26 protein-coding genes are annotated in these 25,956 nt (G+C 60.8%); 19 read left to right on the top strand and 7 right to left on the bottom strand.

Annotated elements, in window-relative coordinates; genetic code table 11:
* Positions 1-13 precede the first annotated feature (13 nt).
* The 8 genes from ACODTD_RS20455 (at position 14) to fabF (ending at position 7,078) form a co-directional block, all read left to right on the top strand.
* Positions 14-1,096 carry a DegT/DnrJ/EryC1/StrS family aminotransferase gene (locus ACODTD_RS20455; protein WP_011335342.1) on the top strand — a complete coding sequence of 361 codons (1,083 nt, stop codon included), beginning with the start codon at positions 14-16 and terminating at the stop codon, positions 1,094-1,096.
* Between the two features lie 26 nt (positions 1,097-1,122).
* Entirely contained in the window at positions 1,123-1,791 is a 669-nt protein-coding gene (locus tag ACODTD_RS20460; RefSeq protein ID WP_221616038.1) for an acetyltransferase, read from the top strand.
* Positions 1,788-2,255 (top strand): MaoC family dehydratase, encoded by a 468-nt coding sequence (locus tag ACODTD_RS20465; RefSeq protein WP_011335340.1) that lies wholly within the window; start codon positions 1,788-1,790, stop codon positions 2,253-2,255. Before ACODTD_RS20460 ends, ACODTD_RS20465 begins: the two co-directional genes overlap by 4 nt.
* Entirely contained in the window at positions 2,248-3,207 is a 960-nt protein-coding gene (locus ACODTD_RS20470) for a glycosyltransferase family 2 protein (RefSeq protein ID WP_011335339.1), read from the top strand. Before ACODTD_RS20465 ends, ACODTD_RS20470 begins: the two co-directional genes overlap by 8 nt.
* Positions 3,204-4,280, top strand: coding sequence for a glycosyltransferase (locus ACODTD_RS20475; RefSeq protein ID WP_011335338.1), 1,077 nt, complete (start codon positions 3,204-3,206; stop codon positions 4,278-4,280). The genes ACODTD_RS20470 and ACODTD_RS20475 overlap by 4 nt, the downstream gene beginning before the upstream one ends.
* A 144-nt stretch (positions 4,281-4,424) precedes the next feature.
* Positions 4,425-4,760 carry a ComEA family DNA-binding protein gene (locus ACODTD_RS20480; RefSeq protein ID WP_011335337.1) on the top strand — a complete coding sequence of 112 codons (336 nt, stop codon included), beginning with the start codon at positions 4,425-4,427 and terminating at the stop codon, positions 4,758-4,760.
* Positions 4,761-4,976: 216 nt separating this feature from the next.
* Complete coding sequence (locus ACODTD_RS20485; protein WP_011335336.1) at positions 4,977-5,771, top strand: SDR family NAD(P)-dependent oxidoreductase; 795 nt, start codon at positions 4,977-4,979, stop codon at positions 5,769-5,771.
* 32 nt (positions 5,772-5,803) lie between these two features.
* Positions 5,804-7,078, top strand: coding sequence for a beta-ketoacyl-ACP synthase II (gene fabF / locus ACODTD_RS20490; RefSeq protein ID WP_201815741.1), 1,275 nt, complete (start codon positions 5,804-5,806; stop codon positions 7,076-7,078).
* Here fabF and ACODTD_RS20495 read toward each other — a convergent pair.
* Complete coding sequence (locus ACODTD_RS20495) at positions 7,075-7,632, bottom strand: TetR/AcrR family transcriptional regulator (RefSeq protein WP_011335333.1); 558 nt, start codon at positions 7,630-7,632, stop codon at positions 7,075-7,077. The two genes, fabF and ACODTD_RS20495, sit on opposite strands and share 4 nt — an antisense overlap.
* Before the next feature lie 175 nt (positions 7,633-7,807).
* On the opposite strand from ACODTD_RS20495, the gene ACODTD_RS20500 reads away from it, so the two are divergent.
* On the top strand, positions 7,808-8,659 hold the full coding sequence (locus ACODTD_RS20500) for an urea carboxylase-associated family protein (protein ID WP_489105137.1): 852 nt from the start codon (positions 7,808-7,810) through the stop codon (positions 8,657-8,659).
* 46 nt (positions 8,660-8,705) lie between these two features.
* On the opposite strand, the gene ACODTD_RS20505 is transcribed toward ACODTD_RS20500, so the two are convergent.
* Both ACODTD_RS20505 and eat read right to left on the bottom strand, forming a co-directional pair.
* Positions 8,706-8,873, bottom strand: coding sequence for a DUF2897 family protein (locus tag ACODTD_RS20505; protein ID WP_007950938.1), 168 nt, complete (start codon positions 8,871-8,873; stop codon positions 8,706-8,708).
* A gap of 119 nt (positions 8,874-8,992) precedes the next feature.
* Positions 8,993-10,357 carry an ethanolamine permease gene (gene eat / locus ACODTD_RS20510; RefSeq protein ID WP_221533130.1) on the bottom strand — a complete coding sequence of 455 codons (1,365 nt, stop codon included), beginning with the start codon at positions 10,355-10,357 and terminating at the stop codon, positions 8,993-8,995.
* A 417-nt stretch (positions 10,358-10,774) separates the two neighbouring features.
* Between eat and kdpF the strand changes: the two genes are divergently transcribed.
* From kdpF to ACODTD_RS20545, 7 genes are all read left to right on the top strand, one after another.
* On the top strand, positions 10,775-10,864 hold the full coding sequence (kdpF, locus tag ACODTD_RS20515; RefSeq protein WP_007950940.1) for a K(+)-transporting ATPase subunit F: 90 nt from the start codon (positions 10,775-10,777) through the stop codon (positions 10,862-10,864).
* An 8-nt stretch (positions 10,865-10,872) separates the two neighbouring features.
* Positions 10,873-12,567 (top strand): potassium-transporting ATPase subunit KdpA, encoded by a 1,695-nt coding sequence (gene kdpA / locus ACODTD_RS20520; RefSeq protein ID WP_039770510.1) that lies wholly within the window; start codon positions 10,873-10,875, stop codon positions 12,565-12,567.
* Positions 12,568-12,577: 10 nt separating this feature from the next.
* Positions 12,578-14,644 carry a potassium-transporting ATPase subunit KdpB gene (gene kdpB / locus ACODTD_RS20525; protein WP_011335329.1) on the top strand — a complete coding sequence of 689 codons (2,067 nt, stop codon included), beginning with the start codon at positions 12,578-12,580 and terminating at the stop codon, positions 14,642-14,644.
* Between the two features lie 57 nt (positions 14,645-14,701).
* The gene (kdpC, locus tag ACODTD_RS20530; protein WP_134021228.1) at positions 14,702-15,247 is read left to right on the top strand and encodes a potassium-transporting ATPase subunit KdpC; all 546 of its coding nucleotides are present in this window, start codon (positions 14,702-14,704) and stop codon (positions 15,245-15,247) included.
* Between the two features lie 78 nt (positions 15,248-15,325).
* Positions 15,326-17,977 carry a DUF4118 domain-containing protein gene (locus ACODTD_RS20535; protein ID WP_489105138.1) on the top strand — a complete coding sequence of 884 codons (2,652 nt, stop codon included), beginning with the start codon at positions 15,326-15,328 and terminating at the stop codon, positions 17,975-17,977.
* A gap of 48 nt (positions 17,978-18,025) precedes the next feature.
* Complete coding sequence (locus ACODTD_RS20540; protein WP_221616042.1) at positions 18,026-18,751, top strand: response regulator; 726 nt, start codon at positions 18,026-18,028, stop codon at positions 18,749-18,751.
* A gap of 153 nt (positions 18,752-18,904) precedes the next feature.
* Positions 18,905-19,501 carry an Ig-like domain-containing protein gene (locus ACODTD_RS20545; RefSeq protein WP_221616043.1) on the top strand — a complete coding sequence of 199 codons (597 nt, stop codon included), beginning with the start codon at positions 18,905-18,907 and terminating at the stop codon, positions 19,499-19,501.
* A gap of 78 nt (positions 19,502-19,579) precedes the next feature.
* On the opposite strand, the gene ACODTD_RS20550 is transcribed toward ACODTD_RS20545, so the two are convergent.
* Positions 19,580-20,617 carry a patatin-like phospholipase family protein gene (locus ACODTD_RS20550; protein ID WP_064383337.1) on the bottom strand — a complete coding sequence of 346 codons (1,038 nt, stop codon included), beginning with the start codon at positions 20,615-20,617 and terminating at the stop codon, positions 19,580-19,582.
* Between the two features lie 217 nt (positions 20,618-20,834).
* On the opposite strand from ACODTD_RS20550, the gene ACODTD_RS20555 reads away from it, so the two are divergent.
* The 3 genes from ACODTD_RS20555 (at position 20,835) to ACODTD_RS20565 (ending at position 22,873) form a co-directional block, all read left to right on the top strand.
* Complete coding sequence (locus ACODTD_RS20555; RefSeq protein WP_201815737.1) at positions 20,835-21,113, top strand: hypothetical protein; 279 nt, start codon at positions 20,835-20,837, stop codon at positions 21,111-21,113.
* Between the two features lie 76 nt (positions 21,114-21,189).
* Positions 21,190-21,957, top strand: coding sequence for a CHAD domain-containing protein (locus tag ACODTD_RS20560; RefSeq protein ID WP_489105139.1), 768 nt, complete (start codon positions 21,190-21,192; stop codon positions 21,955-21,957).
* A 121-nt stretch (positions 21,958-22,078) separates the two neighbouring features.
* On the top strand, positions 22,079-22,873 hold the full coding sequence (locus ACODTD_RS20565; RefSeq protein WP_011335321.1) for an acyl-CoA thioesterase: 795 nt from the start codon (positions 22,079-22,081) through the stop codon (positions 22,871-22,873).
* Between the two features lies 1 nt (position 22,874).
* Here the strand turns inward: ACODTD_RS20565 and ACODTD_RS20570 are convergent, their stop codons facing one another.
* From ACODTD_RS20570 to ACODTD_RS20580, 3 genes are all read right to left on the bottom strand, one after another.
* The gene (locus ACODTD_RS20570; protein WP_007950951.1) at positions 22,875-23,240 is read right to left on the bottom strand and encodes an Mpo1-like protein; all 366 of its coding nucleotides are present in this window, start codon (positions 23,238-23,240) and stop codon (positions 22,875-22,877) included.
* Between the two features lie 120 nt (positions 23,241-23,360).
* On the bottom strand, positions 23,361-24,842 hold the full coding sequence (locus ACODTD_RS20575) for a methyl-accepting chemotaxis protein (protein WP_011335320.1): 1,482 nt from the start codon (positions 24,840-24,842) through the stop codon (positions 23,361-23,363).
* Positions 24,843-24,950: 108 nt separating this feature from the next.
* Positions 24,951-25,757: a TatD family hydrolase gene (locus ACODTD_RS20580; RefSeq protein ID WP_011335319.1), complete on the bottom strand. Its 807-nt coding sequence runs from the start codon at positions 25,755-25,757 to the stop codon at positions 24,951-24,953.
* Positions 25,758-25,956 lie beyond the last annotated feature (199 nt).

Below are 25,956 nucleotides of genomic sequence, written 5' to 3' on the forward strand. Positions count from 1 at the left end.
TTTCGGGGCGCGCATGAATATTACTGTTACCAAGCCGTTTGTTCCTCCTTTCGACGAGTATGAAAAGTACCTGCGAGGGGTTTGGGGCCGTGAATGGTTCACCAACAATGGACCATTGGTTAACGAGCTTGAATTGAAGCTCAAGGAAAAGCTCGACGTCGATCATCTGCTGTTTCTGAGTAACGGTACCATTGCCCTGCAAATTGCAATTCGAGCCTTGGAACTGAAAGGTGAAATCATCACCACGCCTTTCAGCTATGTAGCCACGACGTCCAGCATCGTCTGGGAAAATTGCACGCCGATCATGGTGGATATCTGCCAGGACACGCTGAATATCGATCCGGCGAAAATCGAACAAGCGATCACTCCGCGAACCACGGCCATTCTGGCTACCCATGTGTTCGGCAATCCCTGCGATGTCGAAGCGATCGATGCGGTGGCCAAAAAGCATGGCTTGAAAGTCATCTATGATGCCGCTCACGCCTTTGGTACGACCCATAAAGGGCGTTCCCTGCTGGCGTACGGCGATATTGCAACTTGCAGTTTTCATGCAACCAAGCTTTTTCACACCATCGAAGGTGGCGCGGTCGTTACTTCCGATCCTGAAATCCTGAAAAGCATGGCCATGAAGAGAAACTTCGGCCATACCTCGTTGACTGATTTCGGTGGCGTCGGCGTCAATGGCAAGAACTCGGAAGTTCACGCTGCAATGGGACTGACGAATCTGAAGTACGTCGAAGAGATCCTGGAGAAGCGCAAGGAACTCTGCGACTACTACAAAGAGAACCTGACTGACCTGCCTGTCGAGTTCCAGAAGATTGCAGCGGATACGCAATACAATCACTCCTACTTCCCGGTGATCTTCGAAAGTGAAAAAGTGCTTCTGGCTGTCATGGAAGTGCTCAACCTCCACAATATTTATCCTCGGCGCTATTTTTACCCGTCGCTTTCCGAGCTTCCGTACGTCGAGGGGCAAAGTTCTCCGATCTCGGAGGATGTTTCCCGCCGCATCATTTGCCTGCCGCTCTACCACACCCTGTCGCGGGAAGAGATCGACATGATCTGCCGACTCATCAAGCGCTCTGTCAGGTATTGAGTGAATTTTCGGATCAGGAGATTTTGATGAAAAAGTATTACGGAATCATCGGTGCAGGAGGTTATGGCAGAGAGGTCATTCCCCTGGCGCGTGCTTCTCTTTCAGCATCGCTTGCAGGCGGTGACGCGGAGCTGTTTTTCGTTGTTGAGGGCGAGGGTTCGGCCGAAACGGTCAATGGCTTTCCGGTGGTGAGCATGGATGCGTTCCTGGCGCTGTCCGGGGAGCGTTATTTCAGTATCGCTATTGGTGCTTCCGATGTCAGGGAGCGTATCGCCCGGCTGTGCGAAGAACAGGGCGCGATGCCTTTTTCCGTGATTGCTCAAAACGTCGTGATCCTCGATGCCAATGAAATCGGTGAGGGGGCGGTGCTGTCCCCGTTCGTGACCGTGACGTCGAACGCGAAGATCGGCAAACATTTTCACGCCAACCTCTATTCCTATGTGGCGCACGACTGTGTGGTCGGCGACTTCGTGACCTTTGCCCCTGGCGTCAAATGTAACGGCAATGTCGTCATCGAAGATCATGCCTACATCGGTACTGGCGCCGTGATCAAGCAAGGCACGTCCAAGCGACCCTTGACGATCGGGCGTGGGGCCATTGTCGGGATGGGGGCCGTGGTGACCAAGAGTGTCGCGCCAGGCGACACGGTCATCGGCAACCCCGCACGGCCTCTGCGCGAGGCGCTGCGCAAATGACAACGCTGAATGATTTTCTGAGCGGGCTCTCCATCGAGCAGATTGAAGTCGGGATGCAGGTTTCCTATTCCCAGACCATCACGGATGCCGATGTGAAAGCCTATGCCGGGTTGTCCGGAGACAATAACCCGGTGCACATGAGCGACGAGTACGCGAAGGACTCGCGGTTCAAGGCGCGTATTGCTCACGGGCTGTTTTCCGCCGGGTTCTTTTCCGCATTGTTCGGCACCCGATTGCCGGGTCCGGGTTGTGTGTATGTCTCGCAGAATCTGGTGTTCAAGGCGCCGGTCTATCTGCAGGACACCGTCGTTGCCATCGTCTGTGTCAAAGACGTCAACGTGCGCAAGAGAATTGTCACGTTCCGTACCTACTGCACGGTCAAGGACCAACTGGTCATTGATGGTGAGGCGCAAATCTATGTTCCGAAGAAACCAGCAGCTGCAGAGGGTTCGGTAAGTGCTTAAGGAAAAGGTTGCTCTCTCGGTTCTACTGGTTTCCTACAACCATGAAAACCATATCCGTCAGGCGTTGAATGCCTTGTTCGGGCAGGTTTTCGACGGGCCGATAGAACTGGTGGTCGCGGATGACAAATCGACGGACAGTACGCTTTCCATCATCAGGGAATATGAAGGAATCGACAGTCGCTTTACATTCAAGTATCTGGATTACAGCGAAAACCTCGGTATTACCAAAAACTATAAACGCGGCTTCAATGCCTGTTCCAATGAATACGTGGCAGTGCTTGAAGGCGACGATTACTGGGTCAGTCCGCACAAGTTGAGTCGCCAGGCAACATTCCTCTCGGAACATTGGGAATCCGACGTGTGCGGGGTCAACTACTTTGTCTACGAAGAAGACCGCGCCCAGCTTACCCCGCGGGTGCCTGTTTCCACCGGGCACCGGTTCATCACCGCCAGAGAGCTGATTGCCGACAACATCATCGGCAATTTTTCCACGTGCATGTATCGCCGCTCGGCGTTTGCCAGGCTGCCGGATGCCTTGTTCGATATCAAATCCTACGACTGGATCACCAATATCGTACTGGCACGCACCAGCGTGATCGGTTTTCTACAGGAGCCCATGTCTGTCTATCGTCTGCACACCGCCGGCGTCTGGACGCAAACACCTCACGTGGAAAAGCTCAAGGCCCAGCTCGATGTGTTGCCTGCGTACGATGAACTGACCGACGGCGTGTTCCATGAGGACTTTGAACTGCTTGCCAGTCGTCTGCGCCACGTCATTACCGCGTCGCAGATCGGACACGTGGCCGAGACGGTCAGTCAGCCGGTCATTCGTGCCGTCCCGACGCTGCTCAACTTCATGCCGCCGATCCTGATTGTCGTGATCAAGGCGCTCATGCCTGTTGCGCTCAAAAATCTTATTGTCAGAGTTGTGAAGCGGAGTCGGTCGGTATGAGTTCCCCTACAGTTTCCGTGATCATGGCGACCTATAATCACGCCCCTTTTGTGGCCGAGGCGATCCAGAGTGTCCTTGGGCAGACCGGTGTGGATTTCGAGTTCCTCATCTCTGATGACGGCTCGGCCGACAACACGCGGGACGTGGTTGCGTCCATCAAGGACGAGCGGATCAGGTTCTATCCCAATGAAGTCAACCGCGGCGCCGGTGTCGTCACCAATGAACTGATCCAGCGTGCATCGGGCGAGTTCATCGCACTGCTCAACTCGGACGATTACTGGTGCGACAGCGACAAGCTGGCTGTCCAGGTTCAGTTCCTTCGGGATAACCCACAGGTAGGCGCCTGCTTTGGCCGGGCTCGTTTTGTCGATAAGGACGGCCGCCCAATGGACAAGGCGAGCATTCCGTCCGGCGATGTATTCGACCAGCCGAACCGCTCTCAGGGTGAATGGCTGCGGCGGTTCTTCGAGCTGGGCAACTGCATCTGTCATCCGACCATGCTCATCCGCAAAGCGTGCTACGACGAGTTGGGCATGTACAGCAACAGGATGCGCCAGCTCCCCGATCTGGATATGTGGATACGTCTGCTCAAGCATTACCAGATCCATATTTTCGACAAGGAAATGATTACGTTCCGTTTAATGCCGGGTGAAAACGCCAGCAGCCAGACCGTGACCAACTCGATCCGGACCATCAACGAACATTACCTGATTGCCGAGAATTTCTTTGAGGGTGTGACGGCCGAGCAGTTGACTGACGGGTTCTCGGATCTGTTGCGCATCAAGCCCATCGCGTCCGACATCCACCTTGATATCGAAAAGGCACTTCTATACCTGGCTCACAATCAGTGGCTCGGAAAGCCTTACCAGATGATCGGAATCCTGAAACTCAATGCACTGCTGAACAGTCCTGAGCACCACAAGGTCATGGTCGAGCAATACGGGATGGATGACCGCTGGTACCAGAAGGAGCTGGGGGAAATCGATGTGCTGCGGCCCCGGGTCGTGGCGGTCATGAGTCAGCAGAAATCCCGGGCGAGACATTTTCTGCAGCGTTTTTTTCCCAAGGGATAAGTGCTGATGATCGGGTTTGCTTGAAGATCTGATTGTTACATAAGCGGTAACAGAAGCGTTTTTGACATCGCCCATCCATCGCCTAAGTTTGAGAGGCAGCTTCGGAAAAGCTGCTTTCTCAAAACATGTCATGGAGCGTCAATTATGCGTACCGGTTATTTCTACTCGTTGCTCTTCGCTTTTCTCGCCAGCGCCTCGATTGCCGCCGTTGCGGCGCCAGGGGTGTCCTCCGAGAACATCAGGGCGCCATTGGTGCTTGACGCTGCCGCTTCATCCCAAAGCGAAAAGGTCGATCTCAACGGTGCCGATGCAGCGACGCTGCAGAAGGAGTTGGCCGGGGTGGGAGAGGCGAAGGCAAAAGCGATTGTTGCCTATCGTGAGGCTAATGGACCTTTTGCATCGGTGGACGAACTGCTTGAAGTGAAAGGTATCGGCAAGGCGATCCTCGATCGCAATCGCGACAAGCTGGAAGTGAACTAAGCTGATTGTTCAACGCCAAGGGGCCGGTCATTGACCGGCCCTTTTTGCTTCCGGGTTCCTTGAACCGTCGAAGGAGGTGGATTGCCTTTCCGTCGGATAATGGAAAATTACGGCTATCATATTAGTGTGAGATTATGCCTATAATAATTTCAGTCCCCCTGAAGCCCTCTGCTTTTCAGCGGTCGCCCATTCCTTACGCATTCCAGGAGTATCGTCATGAATTCCCCGAAATCCCAAGGCACGGCGCTGGTCACCGGCGCTTCTTCCGGCATCGGTGCGGTGTATGCCGAGCGATTGGCGGCACGTGGTTTTGACCTGTTGCTGGTGGCTCGCGATCAGGAGCGTCTGGAGTCCGCGGCCAGCAAGCTGCGAGACGCACATGGCGTTCAGGTCGAAGTGCTGAAGGCCGACCTGACGCAAAAGGGTGAAGTGCTCAAGCTTGAACAACGTCTGCGCAGCGATTCCAGTATCAGCCTGCTGGTCAACAATGCGGGCGTAGCGGTCAATGGCTTGTTGGCTAATGCCGACCCCGAGACCCTGGAGCAACTGATCCAGTTGAACGTCACCACGCTGACCCGACTGGCAGCCGCAGCCGCCTCGGCGTTCACCCGCGCCGGGCGCGGCACGATCATCAATATCGCGTCCGTGGTCGCACTGTTCCCCGAACGTTTCAACGCCACCTACAGCGCCAGCAAGGCTTACGTGTTGAGTCTGACTCAATCGCTCAATACCGAACTCGAAGGCACCGGGGTCAAGGTGCAAGCGGTATTGCCCGGTGTGACCCGCACTGAAATCTGGGAGCGTTCCGGATTCGATGCCAGCGGTATCCCTGCGGAGATGGTCATGGAGGCGGGCGAGATGGTCGATGCCGCGCTGTCCGGTCTGGATCAGGGCGAACTGGTCACGATTCCTTCGCTGCCCGATGCGGGCGAGTGGCAAGCCTTTGTCGCCGCCCGCCATGTAATGGCGCCCAACCTGTCCCACAGTTCGGCGGCCAGCCGCTACAAGTAAAAGACTTTTGAGTCGCGAGAGGTCAACCCGATATGGATCAGCGTCGAGTAGTTGTCACGGGTATGGGCCTGGTATCGCCCTTGGGAAGCGGCGTCGAAGTGGTCTGGCAGCGCTTGCTGGCCGGGCGTTCGGGATTGCGAAACCTGCCGGACGCGGTCATCGCCGATCTGCCGACCCGGGTCGGCGGCGTGGTGCCGACGATGGAGGAGGATGCCGAAGCCGGTTTCGATCCGGATCGCGCCACGCCGCCCAAAGAACAGAAGAAAATGGATCGTTTCATTCTGTTCGCGATGGAGGCTGCGCGGCAGGCGCTTGAACAGGCCGGCTGGCACCCGACCGAATCCGGCGCTCAGGAACGCACCGCCACGATCATCGGCTCCGGTGTCGGCGGCTTCGGCGCTATCGCCGATGCGGTACGCACCACCGACAGTCGTGGTCCGCGACGGTTGTCGCCGTTCACCATTCCCTCGTTTCTGGTCAATCTCGCCGCAGGGCATGTCTCGATCCAGCACGGTCTCAAGGGCCCGCTCGGCGCTCCGGTCACCGCGTGTGCCGCCGGCGTGCAGGCGATCGGTGACGCTGCGCGATTGATTCGTGCCGGTGAGGCCGACATCGCGGTGTGCGGCGGTGCGGAAGCCTGCATCGATCGCGTCAGTCTTGCCGGTTTTGCGGCAGCGCGGGCTTTGTCCAGTGGCTACAACGACACCCCTGAGCGCGCCTCGCGCCCGTTCGACAGCGGACGTGACGGTTTCGTGATGGGCGAGGGCGCCGGTCTGCTGGTGATCGAGTCGCTGGAGCACGCGCTGGCGCGCGGCGCACAGCCGTTGGTCGAACTGGTCGGCTACGGCACGAGCGCTGACGCCTATCACCTGACCGCCGGGCCGGAGGATGGTAGCGGTGCCCGCCGGGCGATGGCATTGGCGCTGGCCCAGGCCGGTATCACGCCGGATCAGGTGCAGCATCTGAACGCCCATGCGACATCGACGCCTGTGGGCGACCTCGGTGAGCTGGCGGCGATCAAGTCGGTGTTTGGCGCGCAAAGCGCAATCGCCGTGACCTCGACCAAATCCGCGACGGGGCATTTGCTGGGTGCGGCGGGGGGGCTGGAAGCGATCTTCACGCTGTTGGCGATCCGCGATCAAATCGTTCCGCCGACCCTCAACCTGGAAAATCCAGATCCGGTGAGCGAAGGCGTGGATATCGTCCACGGTCAGGCGCGGTCGATGCCGATCGAGTATGCGTTGTCCAACGGGTTCGGTTTCGGCGGGGTCAATGCCAGCGTGCTGTTCAAGCGCTGGCAGGCTTAGTCTTCCGAGCGTTTGAGGTGTTCGCGGGTGACGTCCAGGATGCGTTGCGCCAACCCGGCATCCGCGACACTGCGTGACAGCAGGAGCGCCCCGACCAGTGTCGCCATGATGACGACGCTGCGCTCGGCGGTGCTCTCGCCTTCAAGGGTGCCTTCGATCTGGTCGAGGCGAGCCTTGAGCACTGCATCGCTGGTCGGGCTAGGCTGGCCGCGCAACCCCAGTTCCGACGAAATGGTCAGCAACGGGCAGCCTTCGTCGGGCGTGGTCTGATGCCATTCGGACAGGTAAGTGTCGATAAAAGCTTCCAGCGGTTTTTCCTGGGCGAAGAGTTCGGCACATAACCCCGCAACCTGATCGCCGGCGGCTTGCAATGCCTTTTCAACGAGTTCGTCCTTGGACTTGAAGTGCGAGTAGAAACCGCCGTGCGTCAGGCCCAGTGCTTTCATCAACGGCTGCAGGCCGGTCGCACCAATGCCGTCCTTGCGAAACCGCTCGGACGCTTCCTTGATGATGCGTTGATGGGTCTGGGCTTTATGATCCTGCGAGTAACGCATTTAAACTCTCCGCAACAAGAGCGCCATCTTAACCAATGCAAATTGAATGGTGACTGTACTTCTACTTCTAAAAAAACGGCCGGTGACTCCGACATGTTCGTGACAGCCATCAACGGTTGGCACGGATAGTGGTTGCAGCTTGCAAAGTTGCCATCACTTGAGGAGCAGGAGAATCATGTACAAAGACTACCCGGCCGCCTATCAGGTCAGCAAAGGCTCGGCGTTACAGGTCAATACACCTTTCTACGAACGGATTCGCGACCGCAAGGACGGGCGCACGCTGATCGAACAATTCGAAGTGCCGATCCGCACCGGGCGTGCCTGGCATGTTCCGGCGGGGCATGTGTTTCGTGTCACCACACCGGTCGGGCCCCAGGTGGGCGATTTCAATGTGTGGAACGCACACGATCCGCGTGAACGGATGTGGGCGGCACGCACCCGGCAGTTGCAGGGCACGCATGTCAGCACCCACGACCGGTTGTGGTCGAACCTGCCTTTTCTGCGACCTCTGGTGACCATCACCGATGACAGCCTGGCCGACTATGGCATCGACGAGCACGGCGGGCGCCTGCACGATTTGCTCGGCACGCGCTGCGATCCGTATGTGAACAAAATGCTCACTGGCGAGGACTTCCATCATCACTGCCATTCCAACCTGACTCGTGCCGTGTTGCCTCATGGCCTGACCGAGTTCGACGTGCATGATGTGCTGAACATCTTTCAGTGCACAGGCCTGAATCACGATGATCTGTATTTCATGAAGGCCTGTCCGGCGCAGAAAGGTGACTACCTGGAGTTCTTCGCCGAAATCGACTTGCTGTGCGCTTTGTCGACCTGCCCGGGTGGTGACCTGTCATTGGCGATGTGGGGGCCGGACGCGCAGGATCCATTGACCGTGTGCCGCCCGCTCGGCGTGGAAATTTATCGTCTGGACGAGGCGCTGCTCGAAGGCTGGAGCCAGCCTGAACGCGCGGCTTACAAAGGCCTGCACGGGTTGCACATCGCCAAGGCCGACTGGGAAAAGTAACCGCGACAAAAAAACAAACCCCGCCGATTCAGGCGGGGTTTTTCGTTCAGCGGTCCTGCGCGTCCTTGATGTCCGCTTCGGCATTGCGTTCAGCGACACGCTTGCGTTGTTCATCGGTCAGTTCGACCTTGTTGGCGGTGTCACGCAACATCATCAGACCGCCGACGATCGAGCCGATTGCAACGACCAGAATCAACCAGGCATACCAGGGCATAACGGCTCTCCTTAAAGGCAGGTCGACGGGCGAGGGTTTCGCCGTGCAACGCTGCATACCACTTTGAGCGAAGTGCATTCGCAGTGGTTCCATTCTAGGCCGGTTATGCCCTTCGCGGTTTACAGTCCGGTGAGCATGGCGTCTGCCGGGGCGTTGGCGCGCAATTGGCCGGTCAACAGGAAGTAGCCGAAACCGACCGCCATGAAGCCGAGGAAGATCAGCCCGATCAGCGCATTGAACCAGGCCATCGCCACCAGACACACCACGGCCAGCACCAGTGCAATCAATGGAATCAGCGGATAGCACGGCGCGCGGAAGGTGCGCTCCAGATTCGGTTCGGATTTGCGCAGTTTGAACAGGCTGAGCATGCTCATGATGTACATCACGATCGCGCCGAACACCGCCATGGTGATCATCGCGGCAGTGAGGGTCATGCCGCCGAGGTTGATCAGGCCGTCGCTGTAGATCGCCGCGATGCCGATCACGCCGCCGGCGATGATGGCGCGGTGCGGAGTCTGGAAGCGCGACAGTTTCGCCAGCGAGGCGGGCAGGTAACCGGCGCGTGCGAGGGCGAAGAATTGCCGCGAGTAGCCAAGAATGATCCCGTGGAAACTCGCCACCAGCCCGAACAGACCGATCCAGACCAGCATGTGCAGCCAGCCGGAGTTGTCACCGACCACGGTTTTCATTGCCTGAGGCAGCGGGTCGTTGATGTTCGACAGGGTGCGCCAGTCACCGACGCCACCGGCGAAGAACATCACGCCCATGGCCAGCAACACCAAGGTCAGAATGCCGCTGATGTAGGCCTTGGGAATCGTGCGTTTCGGGTCCTTGGCTTCTTCGGCGGCCATGGCGGCGCCTTCGATGGCGAGGAAAAACCAGATCGCAAACGGAATCGCCGCGAACATCCCGGCGATCGCCGGAGCACCAAAGACGTCCGAACCGGCCCAGCCGTTGAGGGCGAAGTTGCTGAAGCTGAAGGCCGGGGCGACGACGCCCATGAACACCAGCAATTCGGCAACGGCCAGGACGCAGACGATCAACTCGAACGTTGCGGCCAGTTTCACGCCAAGAATGTTCAGACCCATGAACACGATGTAAGCGCCGACCGCCGCATGTTTCGGGTCGAGGGCCGGAAACTGCACGTTCAGATACGCACCAATCGCCAAGGCAATCGCCGGCGGGGCGAAGACGAATTCGATCAGTGTCGCCAGTCCGGCAATCAATCCACCTTTTTCACCGAAAGCCCGGCGACTGTAGGCAAACGGCCCGCCCGCGTGGGGGATCGCCGTGGTCAGTTCGGTAAAGCTGAAGATAAAGCAGGTGTACATGGTCGCGACCATGAACGAGGTCACCAGGAAACCCAGGGTTCCCGCGACGCCCCAGCCGTAACTCCAGCCGAAGTACTCCCCGGAAATCACCAGCCCCACCGCGATGCCCCACAGGTGCAAGGTGCCCAGCGTGGGTTTGAGTTGTGTGTTCATGTGTTTGCTCCCTGAACGGTTTGGAAAGCTCGGGGAAGGGCGTGTGCAGTGGGCGTGCCATTTTGTATTGGCGGGTCGTAAAGAGCTGAAAGCTGTCGTATCGGGGATGTTCGCGGCTTGATGGCTGCATTATTGTGCGCCAGTTGGGTGCGATGTTGTCAGTGCTGCCGTCTTCGCGGGCAAGCCCGCTCCCACAGGTGTCAGCGGTGCCTGGACGCGCGCATTTCAAATTGTGGGAGCGAGCCTGCTCGCGAAGAGGCCCGTCCACACGACGCAAAACTCACCTGTAACGCCCGCGTAAACCCACTCTTTACGCTTTCTTTATGCCCCGCACACACCCTCGCTCTCGTTCCTTTACAGCCTCCTTTCCGACAATGCCTCCACACGCGGCAATACGCCGTAACACGGAGATCTTCCATGAGCGTTCTGGACGGGGTGTCACTGCTATTGGCAGTGGGGCTGTTCATTTATCTGTTGGTTGCGCTGTTGCGCGCGGATCGGACTTAGGAGCGGCTATGCACAGTTATGACTATTGGCTGATCCTCGCATTCTTCGCGGTGGTCTTGCTGCCGGCGCCGTTCCTCGGGCGCTTCTACTACAAGGTGATGGAAGGTCAGCGCACCTGGCTGACGCCGATTCTCGGCCCGGTGGAGCGCGGCTGTTACCGCATCGCCGGGGTCAATCCGCAGGACGAACAGAGCTGGCAGAAGTACACGCTGGCGCTGCTGGCATTCAACCTCGCCGGTTTTCTGCTGCTGTTCGCGATCCTGCTGTTTCAGGATCACCTGCCGCTGAACCCGCAAAACCTGCCGGGTCAGGAGTGGACCCTCGCGTTCAACACCGCCGTCAGTTTCATGACCAACACCAACTGGCAGGCCTACAGCGGCGAAGCGTCGCTCAGCTACCTCAGCCAGATGGTCGGCCTCACCGTACAGAACTTTGTCAGCGCCGCCACCGGCCTCGCCGTGCTGGTTGCCCTGTGCCGTGGCATCGGGCGCAAGTCCACCAAGACTCTCGGCAACTTCTGGGTCGACATGACCCGCGCGACCCTCTACGGCTTGCTGCCGCTGTGCCTGCTGCTGGCGCTGTACCTGGTGTGGCAGGGCGTGCCGCAGACCTTCGCGCAATATGTGAATGCAGTGACGATGCAGGGTGTTGATCAAGTGATCCCGCTAGGCCCGGCCGCCAGCCAGATTGCGATCAAGCAACTGGGTACCAACGGTGGCGGCTTCTTCGGCGTCAACTCGGCGCATCCGTTCGAGAACCCGACTGCCTGGAGCAACCTGTTCGAAGTAGCGTCGATCATTCTGATCCCGGTAGCGCTGGTGTTCACCTTCGGCCACTACGTGAAGGATCTGCGTCAGAGCCGCGCCATCATCGGCTGCATGCTCGCGCTGTTCATCATCGGCGGCGCCACTTCGCTGTGGGCCGAGTATCAACCGAACCCTGCCTTGAACAACGTCGCCGTTGAACAGACCGCGCCGCTGGAAGGCAAGGAAGCGCGCTTCGGCACCACTGCCACTGTTCTTTGGTCGGTGACCACCACCGCAGCGTCGAACGGCTCGGTCAACGGTATGCATGACAGCCTCAACCCGCTCAGCGGCATGGTCGCGCTGGTCAACATGATGGTCGGCGAAGTGATCTTCGGCGGCGTCGGCGCGGGGCTCTACGGCATGTTGCTGAACGTGCTGATCGCGGTGTTCCTTGCCGGTCTGATGATCGGCCGCACCCCGGAATACCTCGGCAAGAAACTCCAGGCCCGTGAAGTGCAGCTGCTGGTCGTCACCCTGCTGGTGATGCCGGTCGGCGTGCTGGTGCTGGGCGCGATCGCTGCGAGCCTGCCCGGCCCGGTGGCGGCGGTGAGCAACCCCGGCCCGCACGGTTTCAGTCAGTTGCTCTACGCCTACACCTCGGCCAGTGCGAACAACGGTTCGGCGTTCGGCGGCTTCGGCGCCAACACCGCGTTCCACAACCTGATGCTCGGCCTTGGCATGTTGATCGGTCGCTTCGGTTACATCCTCCCGGTACTGGCCCTGGCCGGCAGCCTGGCGATGAAGAAAACCGCACCGATTGGCCAGAACAGCTTCCCGACCCACGGCCCGCTGTTCGTGACCCTGTTGACCGTGACCATTTTGCTGGTGGGCGGCCTGACCTTCTTGCCGACCCTGGCGCTCGGCCCGATTGCCGAACACCTGAGCATGGGCTTCTAAGGAATCCATCATGAATATGCATGTTCCAGCTTCAAAACCAGCGGCAGCTGCCAAGTCGGCTGAAGCTCCGAAAACCGCGATCAGCGCCCTGTGGCGCCCGGCGCTGGTGCAAGCGTTCGTCAAGCTCGACCCGCGTCAGTTGCAGCGCTCGCCAGTGATGCTGGTGGTCGAACTGACAGCGATCCTGACCACCGTGCTGTGCTTCATTCCCGACAGCAGCGTGCCGACCTTCGTTGCTGCGCAAATCGCCCTGTGGCTGTGGTTCACCGTGCTGTTCGCCAACTTCGCCGAAGCGCTGGCCGAAGGTCGCGGCAAGGCCCGCGCCGACAGCCTCAAGGCCGGCAGCGAAGGCCTCAGCGCCCGACGCAAACTGGCCAACGGCAGCTTCCAGGTCGTACCGGCCAGCAGCCTGCGCAAGGGCGATGTGGTGCGCGTTGAAGCCGGCGAAATGATCCCCGGTGACGGCGAGGTCATCGAAGGCATCGCGGCGGTCAACGAAGCGGCGATTACCGGTGAATCGGCGCCGGTGATTCGTGAGTCCGGCGGCGACCGTTCCGCCGTTACCGGCAACACCCGGCTGGTGTCCGACTGGCTGCTGGTGAAGATCACCGCCAATCCTGGAGAATCGACACTGGATCGGATGATCGCGCTGGTCGAAGGCGCCAAACGCCAGAAGACCCCGAACGAAGTGGCGCTGGACATCCTGCTGATCGGCCTGACCCTGATCTTCCTGCTGGTGGTCGTGACCCTGCAACCGTTCGCCCACTTCGCCAACGGCAGCCTGCCGCTGGTGTTCCTGGTGGCGTTATTGGTCACGCTGATTCCGACCACCATCGGCGGTCTGCTGTCGGCGATCGGTATCGCCGGGATGGATCGTCTGGTGCGCCTGAACGTGATTGCCAAGTCCGGTCGTGCGGTGGAAGCCGCGGGTGACGTGCACGTGTTGCTGCTGGACAAGACCGGCACCATCACCTTCGGTAACCGTCGCTGCAGTGCGGTATATGCCGCGCCGGGTGTGAACGCCCGTGAACTGGCCGAAGGCGCGTTGTTCGCCTCGCTGGCCGACGAAACCGCTGAAGGCAAGTCCATCGTCGAGTACCTGCGCGGCTCCAATCCGCAGCCTGAACCTTCGCCGGAAACCCTGACCGCCGTACCGTTCAGTGCGGAAACCCGCTTGTCCGGTGTCGACTATCAGGGCCGTGTGTTCCGCAAGGGCGCGGTGGATTCGCTGCTGGCCTTCCTCGGTCAACAACGCAAGGATCTGGCCCCGGCGCTGTCCCGGGAAATCGACAAGATCGCCCAGAGCGGCGGCACCCCGTTGCTGGTCTGCGCCGACGGCAAACTGCTTGGTGCGATCCACCTCAAAGACGTGGTCAAGCCGGGCATCCGCGAGCGCTTCGCCGAGCTGCGCAAACTGGGGATTCGCACGGTGATGGTGACTGGCGACAACCCGCTGACCGCTGCCGCGATTGCCGCTGAAGCGGGCGTCGATGACGTACTGGCCGAAGCCACACCGGAGAAAAAACTGGCGCGTATCCGTCACGAGCAGAACGACGGTCGTCTGGTCGCGATGTGCGGCGACGGCGCCAACGATGCTCCGGCGCTGGCCCAGGCTGACGTCGGCATGGCGATGAACGACGGCACACAAGCCGCGCGTGAGGCGGCCAACATGGTCGACCTCGACAGCGACCCGACCAAGTTGCTGGACGTGGTGCAGATCGGCAAGGAATTGCTGGTGACTCGCGGTGCGCTGACGACCTTTTCCATCGCCAACGACGTGGCCAAGTACTTTGCGATCCTGCCGGCACTGTTTGCTGCGATCTACCCGCAACTGGGTGTGCTGAACATCATGCAGTTGAGCAGCCCGCAGAGCGCGATCCTGTCAGCCATCGTGTTCAACGCTTTGATCATCGTGGTGCTGATTCCGTTGGCCCTGCGTGGTGTGCGGGTGCAGGCGGCGAGCGCGGCGGCGCTGCTGCGTCGCAATCTGCTGATCTATGGCCTGGGCGGGATTCTGGTGCCGTTCGTGGGGATCAAGGCGATCGACATGCTGTTGACGGCGTTGCATCTGGTTTGAACCTGAACAGCGGTGTGCCGGGCACACCGCTTCAAGCATGAATTCGAGGATTTTGAAATGTCCACAATGTTACGTCCGGCCCTGAGCTTGCTGGTGCTGATGACCTTGGTCACCGGCGTTGCCTATCCGCTGGTAGTTACGGGCGTCGCGCAAGTTGCCTTCCCCGAGCAGGCCAACGGCAGTCTGGTGCGCGACGCCGAAGGCAAGGTGCGTGGCTCGTCGCTGATCGCTCAGGATTTTGTCGGCGATGCCTGGTTCCATCCGCGTCCATCGGCCGGTGCCTTTGCCACCGTGTCGAGCAGCGCGAGCAACCTGTCGCCAAGCAATCCGGCGTTGGCCACTCGGGTGATCGATGACGCCAACAAGCTACAGGTGCCCGGTCAGGGTCCGGTGCCGCTGGCGCTGGTGACCACCTCCGGCAGTGGCCTCGATCCGCACTTGCCACCGGCGGCGATTGCCTATCAACTGGCGCGTGTTGCGGCAGCGCGCAATCTGCCGGTGGCGACCTTGCAGCAGTTGCTCGACGCGCACATCGAACAGCCGCTGGTGGGTCCGCCGGTGGTGAATGTGCTGGCGCTGAACATGGCGCTGGAAAAGTTGTAATGGATGGGACGCAGAGCGTCCCGGGCTGCATTCCCACGCAGAGCGTGGGAACGATCACAGGAAGAGAGAGCTTCAAGCATGAGTGACTCCGGCCGCGCCGACGCGCTGTTAGCAGAACTGCCCCGCGACGGACGCGGCCGGCTCAAGGTTTTTCTCGGCGCAGCGCCAGGCGTGGGCAAGACCTACGCGATGCTGCAGGCCGCCCACAGCCAGCTGCGCCAAGGCGTGAAAGTCATCGCCGGGGTGGTCGAAACCCACGGCCGCGCCGAAACCGAAGCGCTGCTCGGCGGCCTGCCGCAACTGCCGCTGGTGCGCTCGGAATACCGTGGCGTGACGCTCGAAGAAATGGACCTCGACGGCCTGCTCGCCGCCAGGCCGAAACTGGTGCTGGTCGACGAACTCGCCCACAGCAACGCCCCCGGCAGCCGTCACGCGAAACGCTGGCAGGACATTCAGGAGCTGCTCGCCGCCGGCATTGACGTCTACACCACGGTCAACGTCCAGCACCTGGAAAGTCTCAACGATCAGGTGCGCGGCATTACCGGCGTGCAGGTGCGCGAAACCCTGCCGGACTGGGTACTGCAAGAAGCCTACGAACTGCTGCTGATCGACCTGCCGCCCCGCGAACTGCTCGAGCGCCTGCGCGAAGGCAAGGTCTACGTGCCGGAACAGGCGCGGGCGGCGATCGATGCATTTTTCACCCAGACCAACCTCACGGCGCTGCGCGAACTGGCGATGCAGACCGCTGCCGCGCAGGTCGATAACGATCTCGCTCAGGGCTATCGCCAGCTCGGTCAGGCGGCGCCAGCGGTGCGCGGGCGCTTGCTGGTTGGGGTCGACGGCGATGCCCAGGCCGAACGGCTGGTGCGCCATGCCAGCCGGGTCGCCCAGCGTCGGCATTTGCCGTGGAGTCTGGTGCACGTCGACAACGGCAGCGTGCGCGACGAGCAATCGCGCCTGCGCCTGCAAAGCGCCCAGCAACTGGCCGAACGCCTCGGCGGCGAAGTGGTGCTGCTGCGGGCCGGTGAGGTGGCGAAAACCCTGATCCAGCATGCCGCTGAACGGCGGGCAAGTCTGGTGCTGGTCGGCCAGTCGCGACCGCGCCTGCGCAGGCGTCTGTTCGGTGGTGGGCTGGCGGCGCGCTTGCTGCGTCAGGCCCACGGTCTGGAAATCAACGTGCTGGACAGCGATCAGCAACAGCATCAACCGCGCCCGCGTTCAGCACCGACGCTGGTGTGGTTCGACTATGCGCTGGCGCTGGTCGCCACGGTATTGGCCAGTGCGCTGGCGTGGGCGGTGTCCAGCGTGCTGCCGCTGCCGAACATCTCGCTGGTGTTTCTGGCGGCGGTGTTGCTGGTGGCGGTGCGCAGCAGTCTCGGCCCGGCGCTGGCCTGTGCGGCGCTGTCGTTTCTGACCTATGACTTTCTGTTCATCCCGCCGAATTTCTCCTTCAGCATCCAGCGCGAAGAAGACGTGCTGACCTTGCTGTTCTTCTTGTTGATGGCGGCGCTCACCGGCAACCTCGCGGCCCGCCAGCGCCGGCAATTGCAGGCGTTGCGCGACACCCAGGAAGAAACCACCGAACTGCTCGACCTGTCGCGCAAACTCACTGCCGCCACTGACCGTCAGGCCGTGGTCAGCGCCGCCGCGCAGCACCTCAATGGCTGGAGCGATCTGCAACTGTGCCTGCTCAATCGCGACGGGCAGGGCGGCTGGAAAGTCGAAACCGGCGGGCCGCTGCAATTCACTGAATCCGAACGCGCTGCTGCCGACTGGGCCTGGCAACACGATCAACCGGCGGGCATGGGCACCGGCACGTTGCCGTTCGGGCGCTGGTGGTGGTGGCCGCTGTCGGTGGAAGACGGGCCGCTGGCGCTGCTCGGTGTGTGTGCCAAAGAGGGCCAGACCTTGAGCGGTCAACGCCGTCGTTTGCTGACCGCGTTGAGTCAGCCGCTGGCTCAAGCATTGGCCCGGGCGCAACTCGCCGATGACCTGGAAGCCGCGCGCCTGCACGGCGAAACCGAACAACTGCGCAGTGCCTTGCTGGCCTCGGTGTCCCACGATCTGCGCACGCCGCTGACTTCGATGCGCGGCAGCATCGACAGCCTGCTGGCGCTCGGTGAAGCGATCCCGCTGGAGGATCGCCGCGAGCTGCTCGAAGGCACCCGCGATGAAGCCGAGCGTCTCGACCGCTACATCCAGAACCTGCTGGACATGACCCGTCTCGGCCACGGCGCCCTGAAGCTGGCGCGGGACTGGGTGTCGCCGGCGGACATCGTCGGCAGTGCGCTCAATCGTCTGCGGGCGGTGTTGTCGTCGTTGCAAGTGAGCACCGATGTACCGGCCGAGTTGCCGCTGTTGTACGTGCATGCCGCGTTGATCGAGCAGGCGCTGGTGAACGTGCTGGAAAACGCCGCCCGCTTCTCGCCATCCCACGGCCGTCTGCAATTGCGCGCCGGGGCGGATGACAGCGAGGTGTTTTTCTCGGTCAGCGATGAAGGGCCGGGGATTCCGGTCGATGAGCGAGCGAAGATTTTCGACATGTTCTACACCGCCGCCCGAGGGGATCGGGGCGGGCAGGGCACGGGGCTGGGGCTGGCGATCTGTCAGGGCATGGTCGGCGCCCACGGCGGGCGGATCAGTGTCGGCGACGGCATCGACGGACGCGGCACCTGCATCACCCTGCACCTGCCCCTGCAGACGCAACCGGGGATGGACGATGAAGCCTGATCCACGCTGCGCTACTCTCTTGCCACTCTTTTGTGTTGATGTGAATTCATGAGCCAGACCGCGACCATTTTGGTCATCGATGACGAACCGCAGATCCGCAAGTTCCTGCGCATCAGCCTCGCTTCCCAGGGCTACAAAGTGCTGGAGGCCGGCACCGGCGCCGAGGGCCTGGCCCAGGCGGCGCTGAACAAACCGGACCTGCTGGTGCTCGACCTCGGCCTGCCGGACATGGACGGCCAGCAGGTACTGCGCGAGTTTCGCGAATGGGCCACGGCGCCGGTGCTGGTGCTGTCCGTGCGCGCCAGCGAAGGGCAGAAAGTCCAGGCGCTGGATGGCGGCGCCAATGACTACGTGACCAAGCCGTTCGGCATTCAGGAGTTTCTCGCCCGGGTGCGCGCGTTGCTGCGCCAGGCACCAGCGGGGGAAGCGCAGCAGGCCGCGTTGAATTTCGGCCCGCTGACCGTGGATCTGGCGTATCGGCGGGTGCTGCTCGACGGTGTCGAAGTCGCCCTGACTCGCAAGGAGTACGCGGTGCTGGCGCAACTGGCGCGGCATCCGGGGCGTGTGATCACCCAGCAGCAATTGCTCAAAGACATCTGGGGCCCGACTCACACCGAGGACAGCCACTACCTGCGGATCGTGGTCGGGCATCTGCGGCAGAAGCTGGCAGACGATCCGACCCGGCCCCGGTTTATCGTGACCGAGGCGGGTGTGGGGTATCGGTTGTTGGATAATCAGGTTCCATCGACAATCGAAATATCCGATGGGATCTGAGTGCTCTTTACCGGGTTACCGTTCATCGTGACTGTCAGTTCTGTCAGGTGCGATGCGTGAGTTGCCAGCTGTAAGTTCTCTATCGAATGATCAGGGCCATTGGTTCGGTTATTCGTTCGATCAACCTGGCGGGCCTATCGCATCGGAGTGCTTATGGACACTGATAAAAGATTTGAAATGGACGAATCGGATGTCTCGATATTGGGGACAGTTCACTGGTTGCAGGCGCATTCCGATTTGATGCCGGAAGCTTCTGCCTATACGTGTTATCAGCGACAGCCTAAGGGTGGCGAAAAACCGTACACGTACGATGTGAGCAATACCCGACGTGCTAAAGTCGACGGTTACGGCCTTGTCGTTGCGTTGAGTGCAGGTCGGGACCCGATTACTGTGACAGTTACCGAAGCAGGAGGTCAGTCGAAAAGCTACCGCTTGTTTATCCCCAACGGACATGCCTTCTTTGCCTTCGGTTCGGGCCGATTGGGCTCCTTGATTCAGGACGCGAACCGGGAACAAGTCAGGTTGGCCACTCTTGAAGATTTAAGGGTTCTGCATCAGCGTTTTGGTCGTGTGTGGCCATTGGGGGCCGGACAGTTCTGGTCGACGACGGGCTCGGCGGAGAAGCCCGAGCCTCCACCTCCACCGCCACACGAGACCGGAGTCAATTACTACACCAAGGACATGGAGAGCGGGGGTGAGCAGACCAACGACAGCGGGCATGTGTTCACCGCTTTGGGTAGGAACCTGTAGAGACTCGCCTGCGAGGACCGCAGTTGGCTTCGGGAGCTGACACCCGCTCCCGGAGCCGACTCATGCCCTTCACGCTCCTCAGTTCTGCTCGCTCTCGTAGCGATCCAGCGTATCCCTGGCAATCTCGCGACCCAGCGCAATCAGCTCCGGCGCCTTGTAGAACTCGAAGAACCGGCACACCCGCTTCGGCACGTTGATCAGGATGTCCGGCGGATACCCGGCGATCTTGTACTGCGCCAGAGAGGTCTGCATCACCTCGAAACTCTGGTTGATCAGATCAAGCAATGAAGCCGGCCCGACGTTATCGACGATGAATGATCCGGTGGCGGATTTCGGTGCGCCGTCGCGCTCTGGCGCGGCGGCCGGTTGCTGGGCTTCCGGTTCGGCGCCTTCGACCCATGGATTGATCTCCGCCGCTTCGGCACGCAGCGCTTCCTGTTCCAGCATCAGCAGTTGCTCGGCCTGTTTGCGGCGAAACGGCATCTTTGAACCCAGCGAAGTGATCAGGCTGTCGAAGCGCGTACGGAACGCGGCAGGACGCTGGATCACCGGCAGTTTGTAATGGCGCTGGTTGGTCGAGTTGAGATTGACCGCGATGATCAGATCGCAATGGCTCGACACCACCGGCACGATCGGCAACGGGTTGAGAATGCCGCCGTCCACCAGCATCCGGTTGCCCTGCATCACCGGGGTGAACAGGCTGGGAATCGCCGCCGAAGCTCGCATGGCCTGATGCAGGCAGCCTTCCTGGAACCAGATTTCCTGTTGGTTGGTGAGGTCGGCGGCTACGGCGGTGTAGGGAATGCGCAGGTCTTCGATGTTGATCTCGCCGACGATCTTGCGGATCTGGCCGAAGACTTTTTCGCCACGGATCGCACCGAGGCGGAAGCTGACGTCCACCAGACGCAGCACGTCGAGATAATCCAGGCTTTCGATCCAGTTGCGGTACTCGTCGAGCTTGCCGGCGGCGTAGATTCCGCCGACCACGGCCCCCATTGAACAGCCGGCAATACAACTGATGTCATAGCCCCGTCGTTCGATCTCTTCAATGACCCCGATATGGGCATAGCCCCGGGCGCCACCGGAGCCCAGCACCAGTGCGACACGCTTTTTCATCCAACTTCCTCCCGACAAGGTTGCACAATGCACCCATCGAGGGCCGGGCTTCAATCGGCGGGGTCGCTCGGGGCGGCGATGGCGTCGTTTTTTCGATACTTCATGACCCGTCGGCGTTATCTTTTGCAGTGCGGCGCAATGGCGGGGCCCAAGGCACTTTTTCGCTGGCGCACCGTCTTACCTGCACGACTGTTGACCTATCTCTGAGGTGTGAGTGATGAAAGCCTGGATCTGTGTGCCGTTGATTGCTTTGGCATTGGCCGGTTGCGCCGGCAAGACCGCTTATCGCGACAGCTGTGGCAGCCAGCTCGACGCGGCGTGGCATGAACTGGATCTGGCCAAGGCCGAGGGTTTCGCCGGCACGGTCAGTTACTCCAAGGCGTTGTCGTTGCTGACAGCCGCCAAGACCCAGCAGCAATTCGAGGGATTCGAAGGTTGCACCAGGAAAGCCGAAAAAGCGCGTTTCTACATTCGCGAATCCCGCGCCGGACGCTAAGCTGCTGACGTGGCGCAAGGCACCTCGTTTGCGCAAGTGCACACTCGTGCAAAGCCATTGAATTCAGGAGCAAGCGATGTCTGCGTGGGTTGATCGGCTGGTGGCTCATGTCCTGAGCCTGGAAGTGCGGCTGCTGGCCTGTCAGGCGCGTCTGTCCGCGCGGACCGACCCAGAAGCGTTGCACGATCTGCGCACCACCGTACGGCGTTTGCGCAGTCTGTTGCGACCGTTGCGCGGCTTGCCAGGTGTCGAACAGTTGGAAAGCGCGGCGGCCAGCGTCGGACAACTGACCACGCCGTGGCGCGACCGCGAGGTGCTGGCGGCGTGGTTGATCAAGCATGATCAGCCCGAAGCCGCGCAGCGCCGCATGGTGCAGATGGCCGAGGCGTACCCGACGCTGGCGGCCAGTGCCGAAGTGGCGTCGCTGCTGATGATCCTCGATGCCTTTCCGCGTTTTCTGCGCGCGTCCCAGCGCCAGGGATTGCTCAAGCGCCTGGACAAACGTATCGAAAAACGTCTGGGCAAACAATGGAAGCACCTTGACGTGGCGCTGCACGACCCGGCCCACGACCGCCATCGCCTGCGCCTGCTGATCAAGCGTGTGCGTTACGGCATTGAGGCTTACCCGGAACTCGATCGACTGCCCGAAGCCGCCTTACCCCGATTGAAATCCGCACAAGGCGCCCTCGGTGACTGGCACGATTGCTGGCAATGGCTGGCCCGCGCCGAGCTGGAGCAGGATCTGCAACCCTGCGTCGCCACGTGGCAGGCGACCATGGCCAAGGCCGAAATCAAGGCCGACCGGGTGCTGGAAAAACTCAGCGCGACCTGCTTCAAGTCCTGAAACCCGCTGGCGCGCAGCAGCGCTGTCTTATCTGTCAGTCTCTTTGACCGGAATGGACGCTGCGCCGCTCTGCCGCGCTGGTTAAGATCCGCTCATTCCCTTTTTCGTGTCCGAGGTTTCCATGCGCTTTTGCGATCTGATCGATGCTGTCCGTCGTCAACCGGAGGTCACGATTCCGGCGGAGTGGGGCCAGGGCCGGGCCAGTTTTGGCGGGCTGGTGGCCGCGCTGCAATTTGAAGTGATGCGCACCAAGGTTCCGACCGATCGGCCGGTACGTTCGCTGGCGATCACCTTCGTCGGCCCGGTCGAGCCCGAAGTGCCGGTGAGTTTTGAAGTCGAGGTACTACGCGAAGGCAAAGCGGTCAGCCAGGTGCTGGGGCGTGCTGTGCAGAACGGTCAGGTGGTGACGATGGTGCAAGGCAGCTTCGGGGCTTCGCGGCCATCGGAAGTGGCGGTTGAAGCCTATCCCGCGCCGGAAATGAAGCACTGGGACGATTGCCAGGAACTGCCGTACATCAAAGGCGTAACCCCCGAGTTCATGCGTCATCTGGCGATGCGCTGGAGCGTTGGCGGGATGCCGTTCACCGGCAATCAATCGCGGCTGATGGGTGGCTGGGTGCGTTTGCGGGGTGATGTGAAGGAAGAGTCGGTCAACGAAGCGCACCTGCTGGCGCTGGTCGATGCCTGGCCACCAGCGCTGTTGCCGTACCTGAAGAAACCGGCACCGGGCAGTACGCTGACCTGGACCATCGAATTCGTTCAGCCGTTACGCGATTTGAGTACGCTGGATTTTTGCCAATACCTGGCGGACATCGAGTATGCCGCCGACGGTTACGGCCACGTCGCCGCCAAGCTGTGGAGTGCGAAGGGTGAACTAATTGCCATGAGTCGGCAGACGGTGACGATCTTCGCCTGACTCAATGCCGGCGATGGCGTTCACGCCAAGCGCGAAACCAGCCGCCACTGAGGAAGAACCGCGGAAACGTCAGGAACTGCTCGACCAGCAGACGCGAGACGGCGTCCTTGCGATCACTGAACGGCTCGGAGGCTTGCGCCTCCAGGCTGTGGCCGTGACGCTGCAGACCCAGCGCCGCGATGATGCCGATCACGCCGATCGCCACGCTGGCCAGACTCAGGCTGAACACGCCCGAGACGATCAACAGAAACGCGACGATGAACAGCGGCACGGCAATCAGGTGCAGCACCAGATTGGTCGGGTGCTGATGGTTGTTCGGGTACGCGCGCCATTGCCACGCGGGAAGGTTGGGGTGACGTTTGCCCATGTTGCTGCTCCTCGATCCATGTTCAGTACATGGTTGAAGAATAGGCCCGGGCAGCGAGGGCGGCGAATCAAGGTTGGCTATTGAAGTGATAGGGACAATGGCCAATCTCGATGTTGCCCCCTAGAGCTTCAACTGACCGATCGCCTTGTTCAGCTCCCCGGCTAGCGTCGCCAGTTCATTGCTCGTGGTCGCCGAATCCACGGTCTGTTGCACAGTGTTTTCGGTCACGTCGCGAATGCTCACCACCGCGCGGTTCATCTCTTCGGCCACCTGACTTTGCTGTTCCGCCGCCACCGCAATTTGCGTGTTGCTCTCGCGCATTTGCGCTACCGCTCCGGTGATTTCCGCCAGCGCTTCACCGGCCTCCTGCGCCTGCTGCACGCAGTCGTCGGCCTTGTACGAACTCTCCTGCATGAAGTCCACCGCATCACGGGTGCCAGCCTGCAACGCCGAGACCATGGTGGTGATTTCATCGGTGGAGGTCTGCACACGTTTGGCGAGGTTGCGTACCTCGTCGGCGACTACCGCGAACCCGCGACCCATTTCCCCGGCACGCGCCGCTTCGATCGCGGCGTTGAGTGCCAGCAAATTGGTCTGTTCGGCGATGCTGTGGATCACGCTGACCACACCGTTGATCTTCTGGCTGTCCTCGGCCAGACGCTGGATCATCTCGGCAGTCTGCTGCACGCCGCTGGACAGGCCGGCAATCGACGTCTGCACCCGGCTCACCACTTGCTGGCCGCTGCCGGCCAGGCCGTCGGCGGTCTGCGACAGATCGCGAGTGGCGCCGGCGTGCTGGGCGATGTGGTAGACAGTCGCGGTCATTTCGTTGATCGCCGTGGCGGCCTGATCGGTTTCACTCTGCTGGCCAAGCATGCCGTGACGCACCTCGTTCATGCTCGACGCCAGTCGCGCAGCGCCGACGTCGAGTTGCCGCGCGGTGTTGGCCACGGTGGTCACCACTCGCTGATAACCGGCCTGCATCGCATTGAACGCGTTGGCCATTTGCCCGACTTCGTCCTTGCAGGCCAGCGGCACCCGGGCGGCGAGGTCGCCGGTTTTCTCCACGTGCAGCATCACGTCCTTGAGCGTATTGAGCTGGCTGAGCAGAAAGCGGATCAGTAGCTGCGAGGCACCGAGCATCGCCAGCATCAGGATGAACACCGCCACCGCGTAGTTGGCGAAGCGCTCGCTGAACACCTGGCTGAGGCTGGGGGCGTAGGCGATCACGGCGACCTGCTGGCCATCGGCACGGCTGAAGACTTCGGCGCCGAGCAGCGGATTTTCGCCGAACAACGGCAAATGACTGATCTCGATCCAGCCGCTGCTGTCGGTTATCTCCAGCAGCGGTTGATCGTTGAGGCGCGGCGCTTCACCGCGTTTAAACGTCAGTACCTGATCGGATTTGGGCAGCGCCTGCCCGACCGGCCAGGCCTTGAGCAATTGCGCCTGGGCCTGGGCCGAGGTTTGCGCGGCGTGGCTGCGGGCCTGTTGTTCGAGCTGCACGGCGTACAGCACCAGCAACAGGGTGGTGACAAAGGCGACCGCGTTGACCGCCCAGAATTTGTATTTCAGCGAGATATTGCTAAGCCAGGCACCCATGGAGGTCTTCTCTGATAGCGGAAACAGTTTTGGCAAGGTGCCATTATTGTGCCGCTACCCAGGCGTCCGGTTCTTGATATGCATCAACAACCGATGCATCTGCCTCTTTCAGGGCAGGATAGGTAAACCGTAGAACGCCCGTGCGCACGCGGTTGTGTGGGCGGCCAGGTCTGCTTCGGTTTCGCCTCGATGCAACGCGACTTCACGCAACACTTCGGTCAGGTACGCTGGCTCGTTGCGCCCGTTTTTCGGCTTTGGCCGCAGTGTGCGCGGCAGCAGATATGGCGCATCGCTTTCGAGCATCAGTCGACCGCGCTTGATCTCCTTCACCAGCGGATGCAAATGGGTGCCGCGACGCTCGTCGCAGATCCAGCCGGTGATGCCGATGTGCAGGTCCAGGTCGAGGTAACTGAACAGCGCTTTCTGTTCGCCGGTAAAGCAATGCACCACGGCGGCCGGCAACTGATCGCGGAAGTCACGGAGGATTTCCAGCAGGCGCTGGCTTGCATCACGTTCATGCAGGAACACCGGCAGTTGCAGTTCGGCAGCCAGCGCCAGATGCTCTTCGAGGACTTTTTCCTGCTGCGGGCGCGGCGAGAAATCGCGGTTGAAATCCAGTCCGCATTCGCCCACCGCCACCACGTTCGATTCCTGCAACAGACTGCGCAGACGCCTTGCGCTGTCGGCGTTCCAGTCACTGGCCGAATGCGGGTGAATGCCGGCGGTAGCAAACAGTCGCTGACCGTCCGGATCCAGTTGCTGGCACAGCTCCAGCGCCTGTTCGCTGCCCTCGACGCTGGTGCCGGTCAGCACCAGTTGGCAGACCCCGGCAGCGTAGGCGCGGTCGAGCACGGCCTGGTGTTTGTCGGCGAAACTGGGGTTGGTCAGGTTGACGCCGATATCGATGAGTTGCATGGTGCTACCTCGGGCCGAAGGCCGGAAAGCATATCAGAGCTGTAGATTTATAAGAAAAGCCAAGAACTACAACGGCTTATGGCTGTCTGTTGAGGCCGCGAGGCAGGCTGGGCTGGCAGAGTTGCCATCACTGTGCCAGTCTCTCGCACTTTATCAGCGCTCCAGGCGCTCTGTTTTCGTCGGTGTTTTGCGACCGCTC

It is taken from the genome of Pseudomonas sp. FG35 (assembly GCF_057809295.1).

What these genes read in the sequence shown, in the direction of transcription:
- ACODTD_RS20550 (WP_064383337.1), bottom strand. Translation starts at nt 20,617, where the DNA reads ATGAAAAAGCGTGTCGCACTGGTGCTGGGCTCCGGTGGCGCCCGGGGC.
- ACODTD_RS20480 (WP_011335337.1), top strand. Translation starts at nt 4,425, where the DNA reads ATGCGTACCGGTTATTTCTACTCGTTGCTCTTCGCTTTTCTCGCCAGC.
- ACODTD_RS20465 (WP_011335340.1), top strand. Translation starts at nt 1,788, where the DNA reads ATGACAACGCTGAATGATTTTCTGAGCGGGCTCTCCATCGAGCAGATT.
- ACODTD_RS20505 (WP_007950938.1), bottom strand. Translation starts at nt 8,873, where the DNA reads ATGCCCTGGTATGCCTGGTTGATTCTGGTCGTTGCAATCGGCTCGATC.
- ACODTD_RS20565 (WP_011335321.1), top strand. Translation starts at nt 22,079, where the DNA reads ATGCGCTTTTGCGATCTGATCGATGCTGTCCGTCGTCAACCGGAGGTC.
- ACODTD_RS20545 (WP_221616043.1), top strand. Translation starts at nt 18,905, where the DNA reads ATGGACACTGATAAAAGATTTGAAATGGACGAATCGGATGTCTCGATA.
- ACODTD_RS20555 (WP_201815737.1), top strand. Translation starts at nt 20,835, where the DNA reads ATGAAAGCCTGGATCTGTGTGCCGTTGATTGCTTTGGCATTGGCCGGT.
- ACODTD_RS20580 (WP_011335319.1), bottom strand. Translation starts at nt 25,757, where the DNA reads ATGCAACTCATCGATATCGGCGTCAACCTGACCAACCCCAGTTTCGCC.
- ACODTD_RS20455 (WP_011335342.1), top strand. Translation starts at nt 14, where the DNA reads ATGAATATTACTGTTACCAAGCCGTTTGTTCCTCCTTTCGACGAGTAT.
- ACODTD_RS20485 (WP_011335336.1), top strand. Translation starts at nt 4,977, where the DNA reads ATGAATTCCCCGAAATCCCAAGGCACGGCGCTGGTCACCGGCGCTTCT.
- kdpF (WP_007950940.1), top strand. Translation starts at nt 10,775, where the DNA reads ATGAGCGTTCTGGACGGGGTGTCACTGCTATTGGCAGTGGGGCTGTTC.
- ACODTD_RS20570 (WP_007950951.1), bottom strand. Translation starts at nt 23,240, where the DNA reads ATGGGCAAACGTCACCCCAACCTTCCCGCGTGGCAATGGCGCGCGTAC.
- kdpB (WP_011335329.1), top strand. Translation starts at nt 12,578, where the DNA reads ATGAATATGCATGTTCCAGCTTCAAAACCAGCGGCAGCTGCCAAGTCG.
- ACODTD_RS20560 (WP_489105139.1), top strand. Translation starts at nt 21,190, where the DNA reads ATGTCTGCGTGGGTTGATCGGCTGGTGGCTCATGTCCTGAGCCTGGAA.
- ACODTD_RS20540 (WP_221616042.1), top strand. Translation starts at nt 18,026, where the DNA reads ATGAGCCAGACCGCGACCATTTTGGTCATCGATGACGAACCGCAGATC.
- ACODTD_RS20535 (WP_489105138.1), top strand. Translation starts at nt 15,326, where the DNA reads ATGAGTGACTCCGGCCGCGCCGACGCGCTGTTAGCAGAACTGCCCCGC.
- ACODTD_RS20475 (WP_011335338.1), top strand. Translation starts at nt 3,204, where the DNA reads ATGAGTTCCCCTACAGTTTCCGTGATCATGGCGACCTATAATCACGCC.
- ACODTD_RS20460 (WP_221616038.1), top strand. Translation starts at nt 1,123, where the DNA reads ATGAAAAAGTATTACGGAATCATCGGTGCAGGAGGTTATGGCAGAGAG.
- kdpA (WP_039770510.1), top strand. Translation starts at nt 10,873, where the DNA reads ATGCACAGTTATGACTATTGGCTGATCCTCGCATTCTTCGCGGTGGTC.
- kdpC (WP_134021228.1), top strand. Translation starts at nt 14,702, where the DNA reads ATGTCCACAATGTTACGTCCGGCCCTGAGCTTGCTGGTGCTGATGACC.
- fabF (WP_201815741.1), top strand. Translation starts at nt 5,804, where the DNA reads ATGGATCAGCGTCGAGTAGTTGTCACGGGTATGGGCCTGGTATCGCCC.
- ACODTD_RS20495 (WP_011335333.1), bottom strand. Translation starts at nt 7,632, where the DNA reads ATGCGTTACTCGCAGGATCATAAAGCCCAGACCCATCAACGCATCATC.
- ACODTD_RS20500 (WP_489105137.1), top strand. Translation starts at nt 7,808, where the DNA reads ATGTACAAAGACTACCCGGCCGCCTATCAGGTCAGCAAAGGCTCGGCG.
- eat (WP_221533130.1), bottom strand. Translation starts at nt 10,357, where the DNA reads ATGAACACACAACTCAAACCCACGCTGGGCACCTTGCACCTGTGGGGC.
- ACODTD_RS20575 (WP_011335320.1), bottom strand. Translation starts at nt 24,842, where the DNA reads ATGGGTGCCTGGCTTAGCAATATCTCGCTGAAATACAAATTCTGGGCG.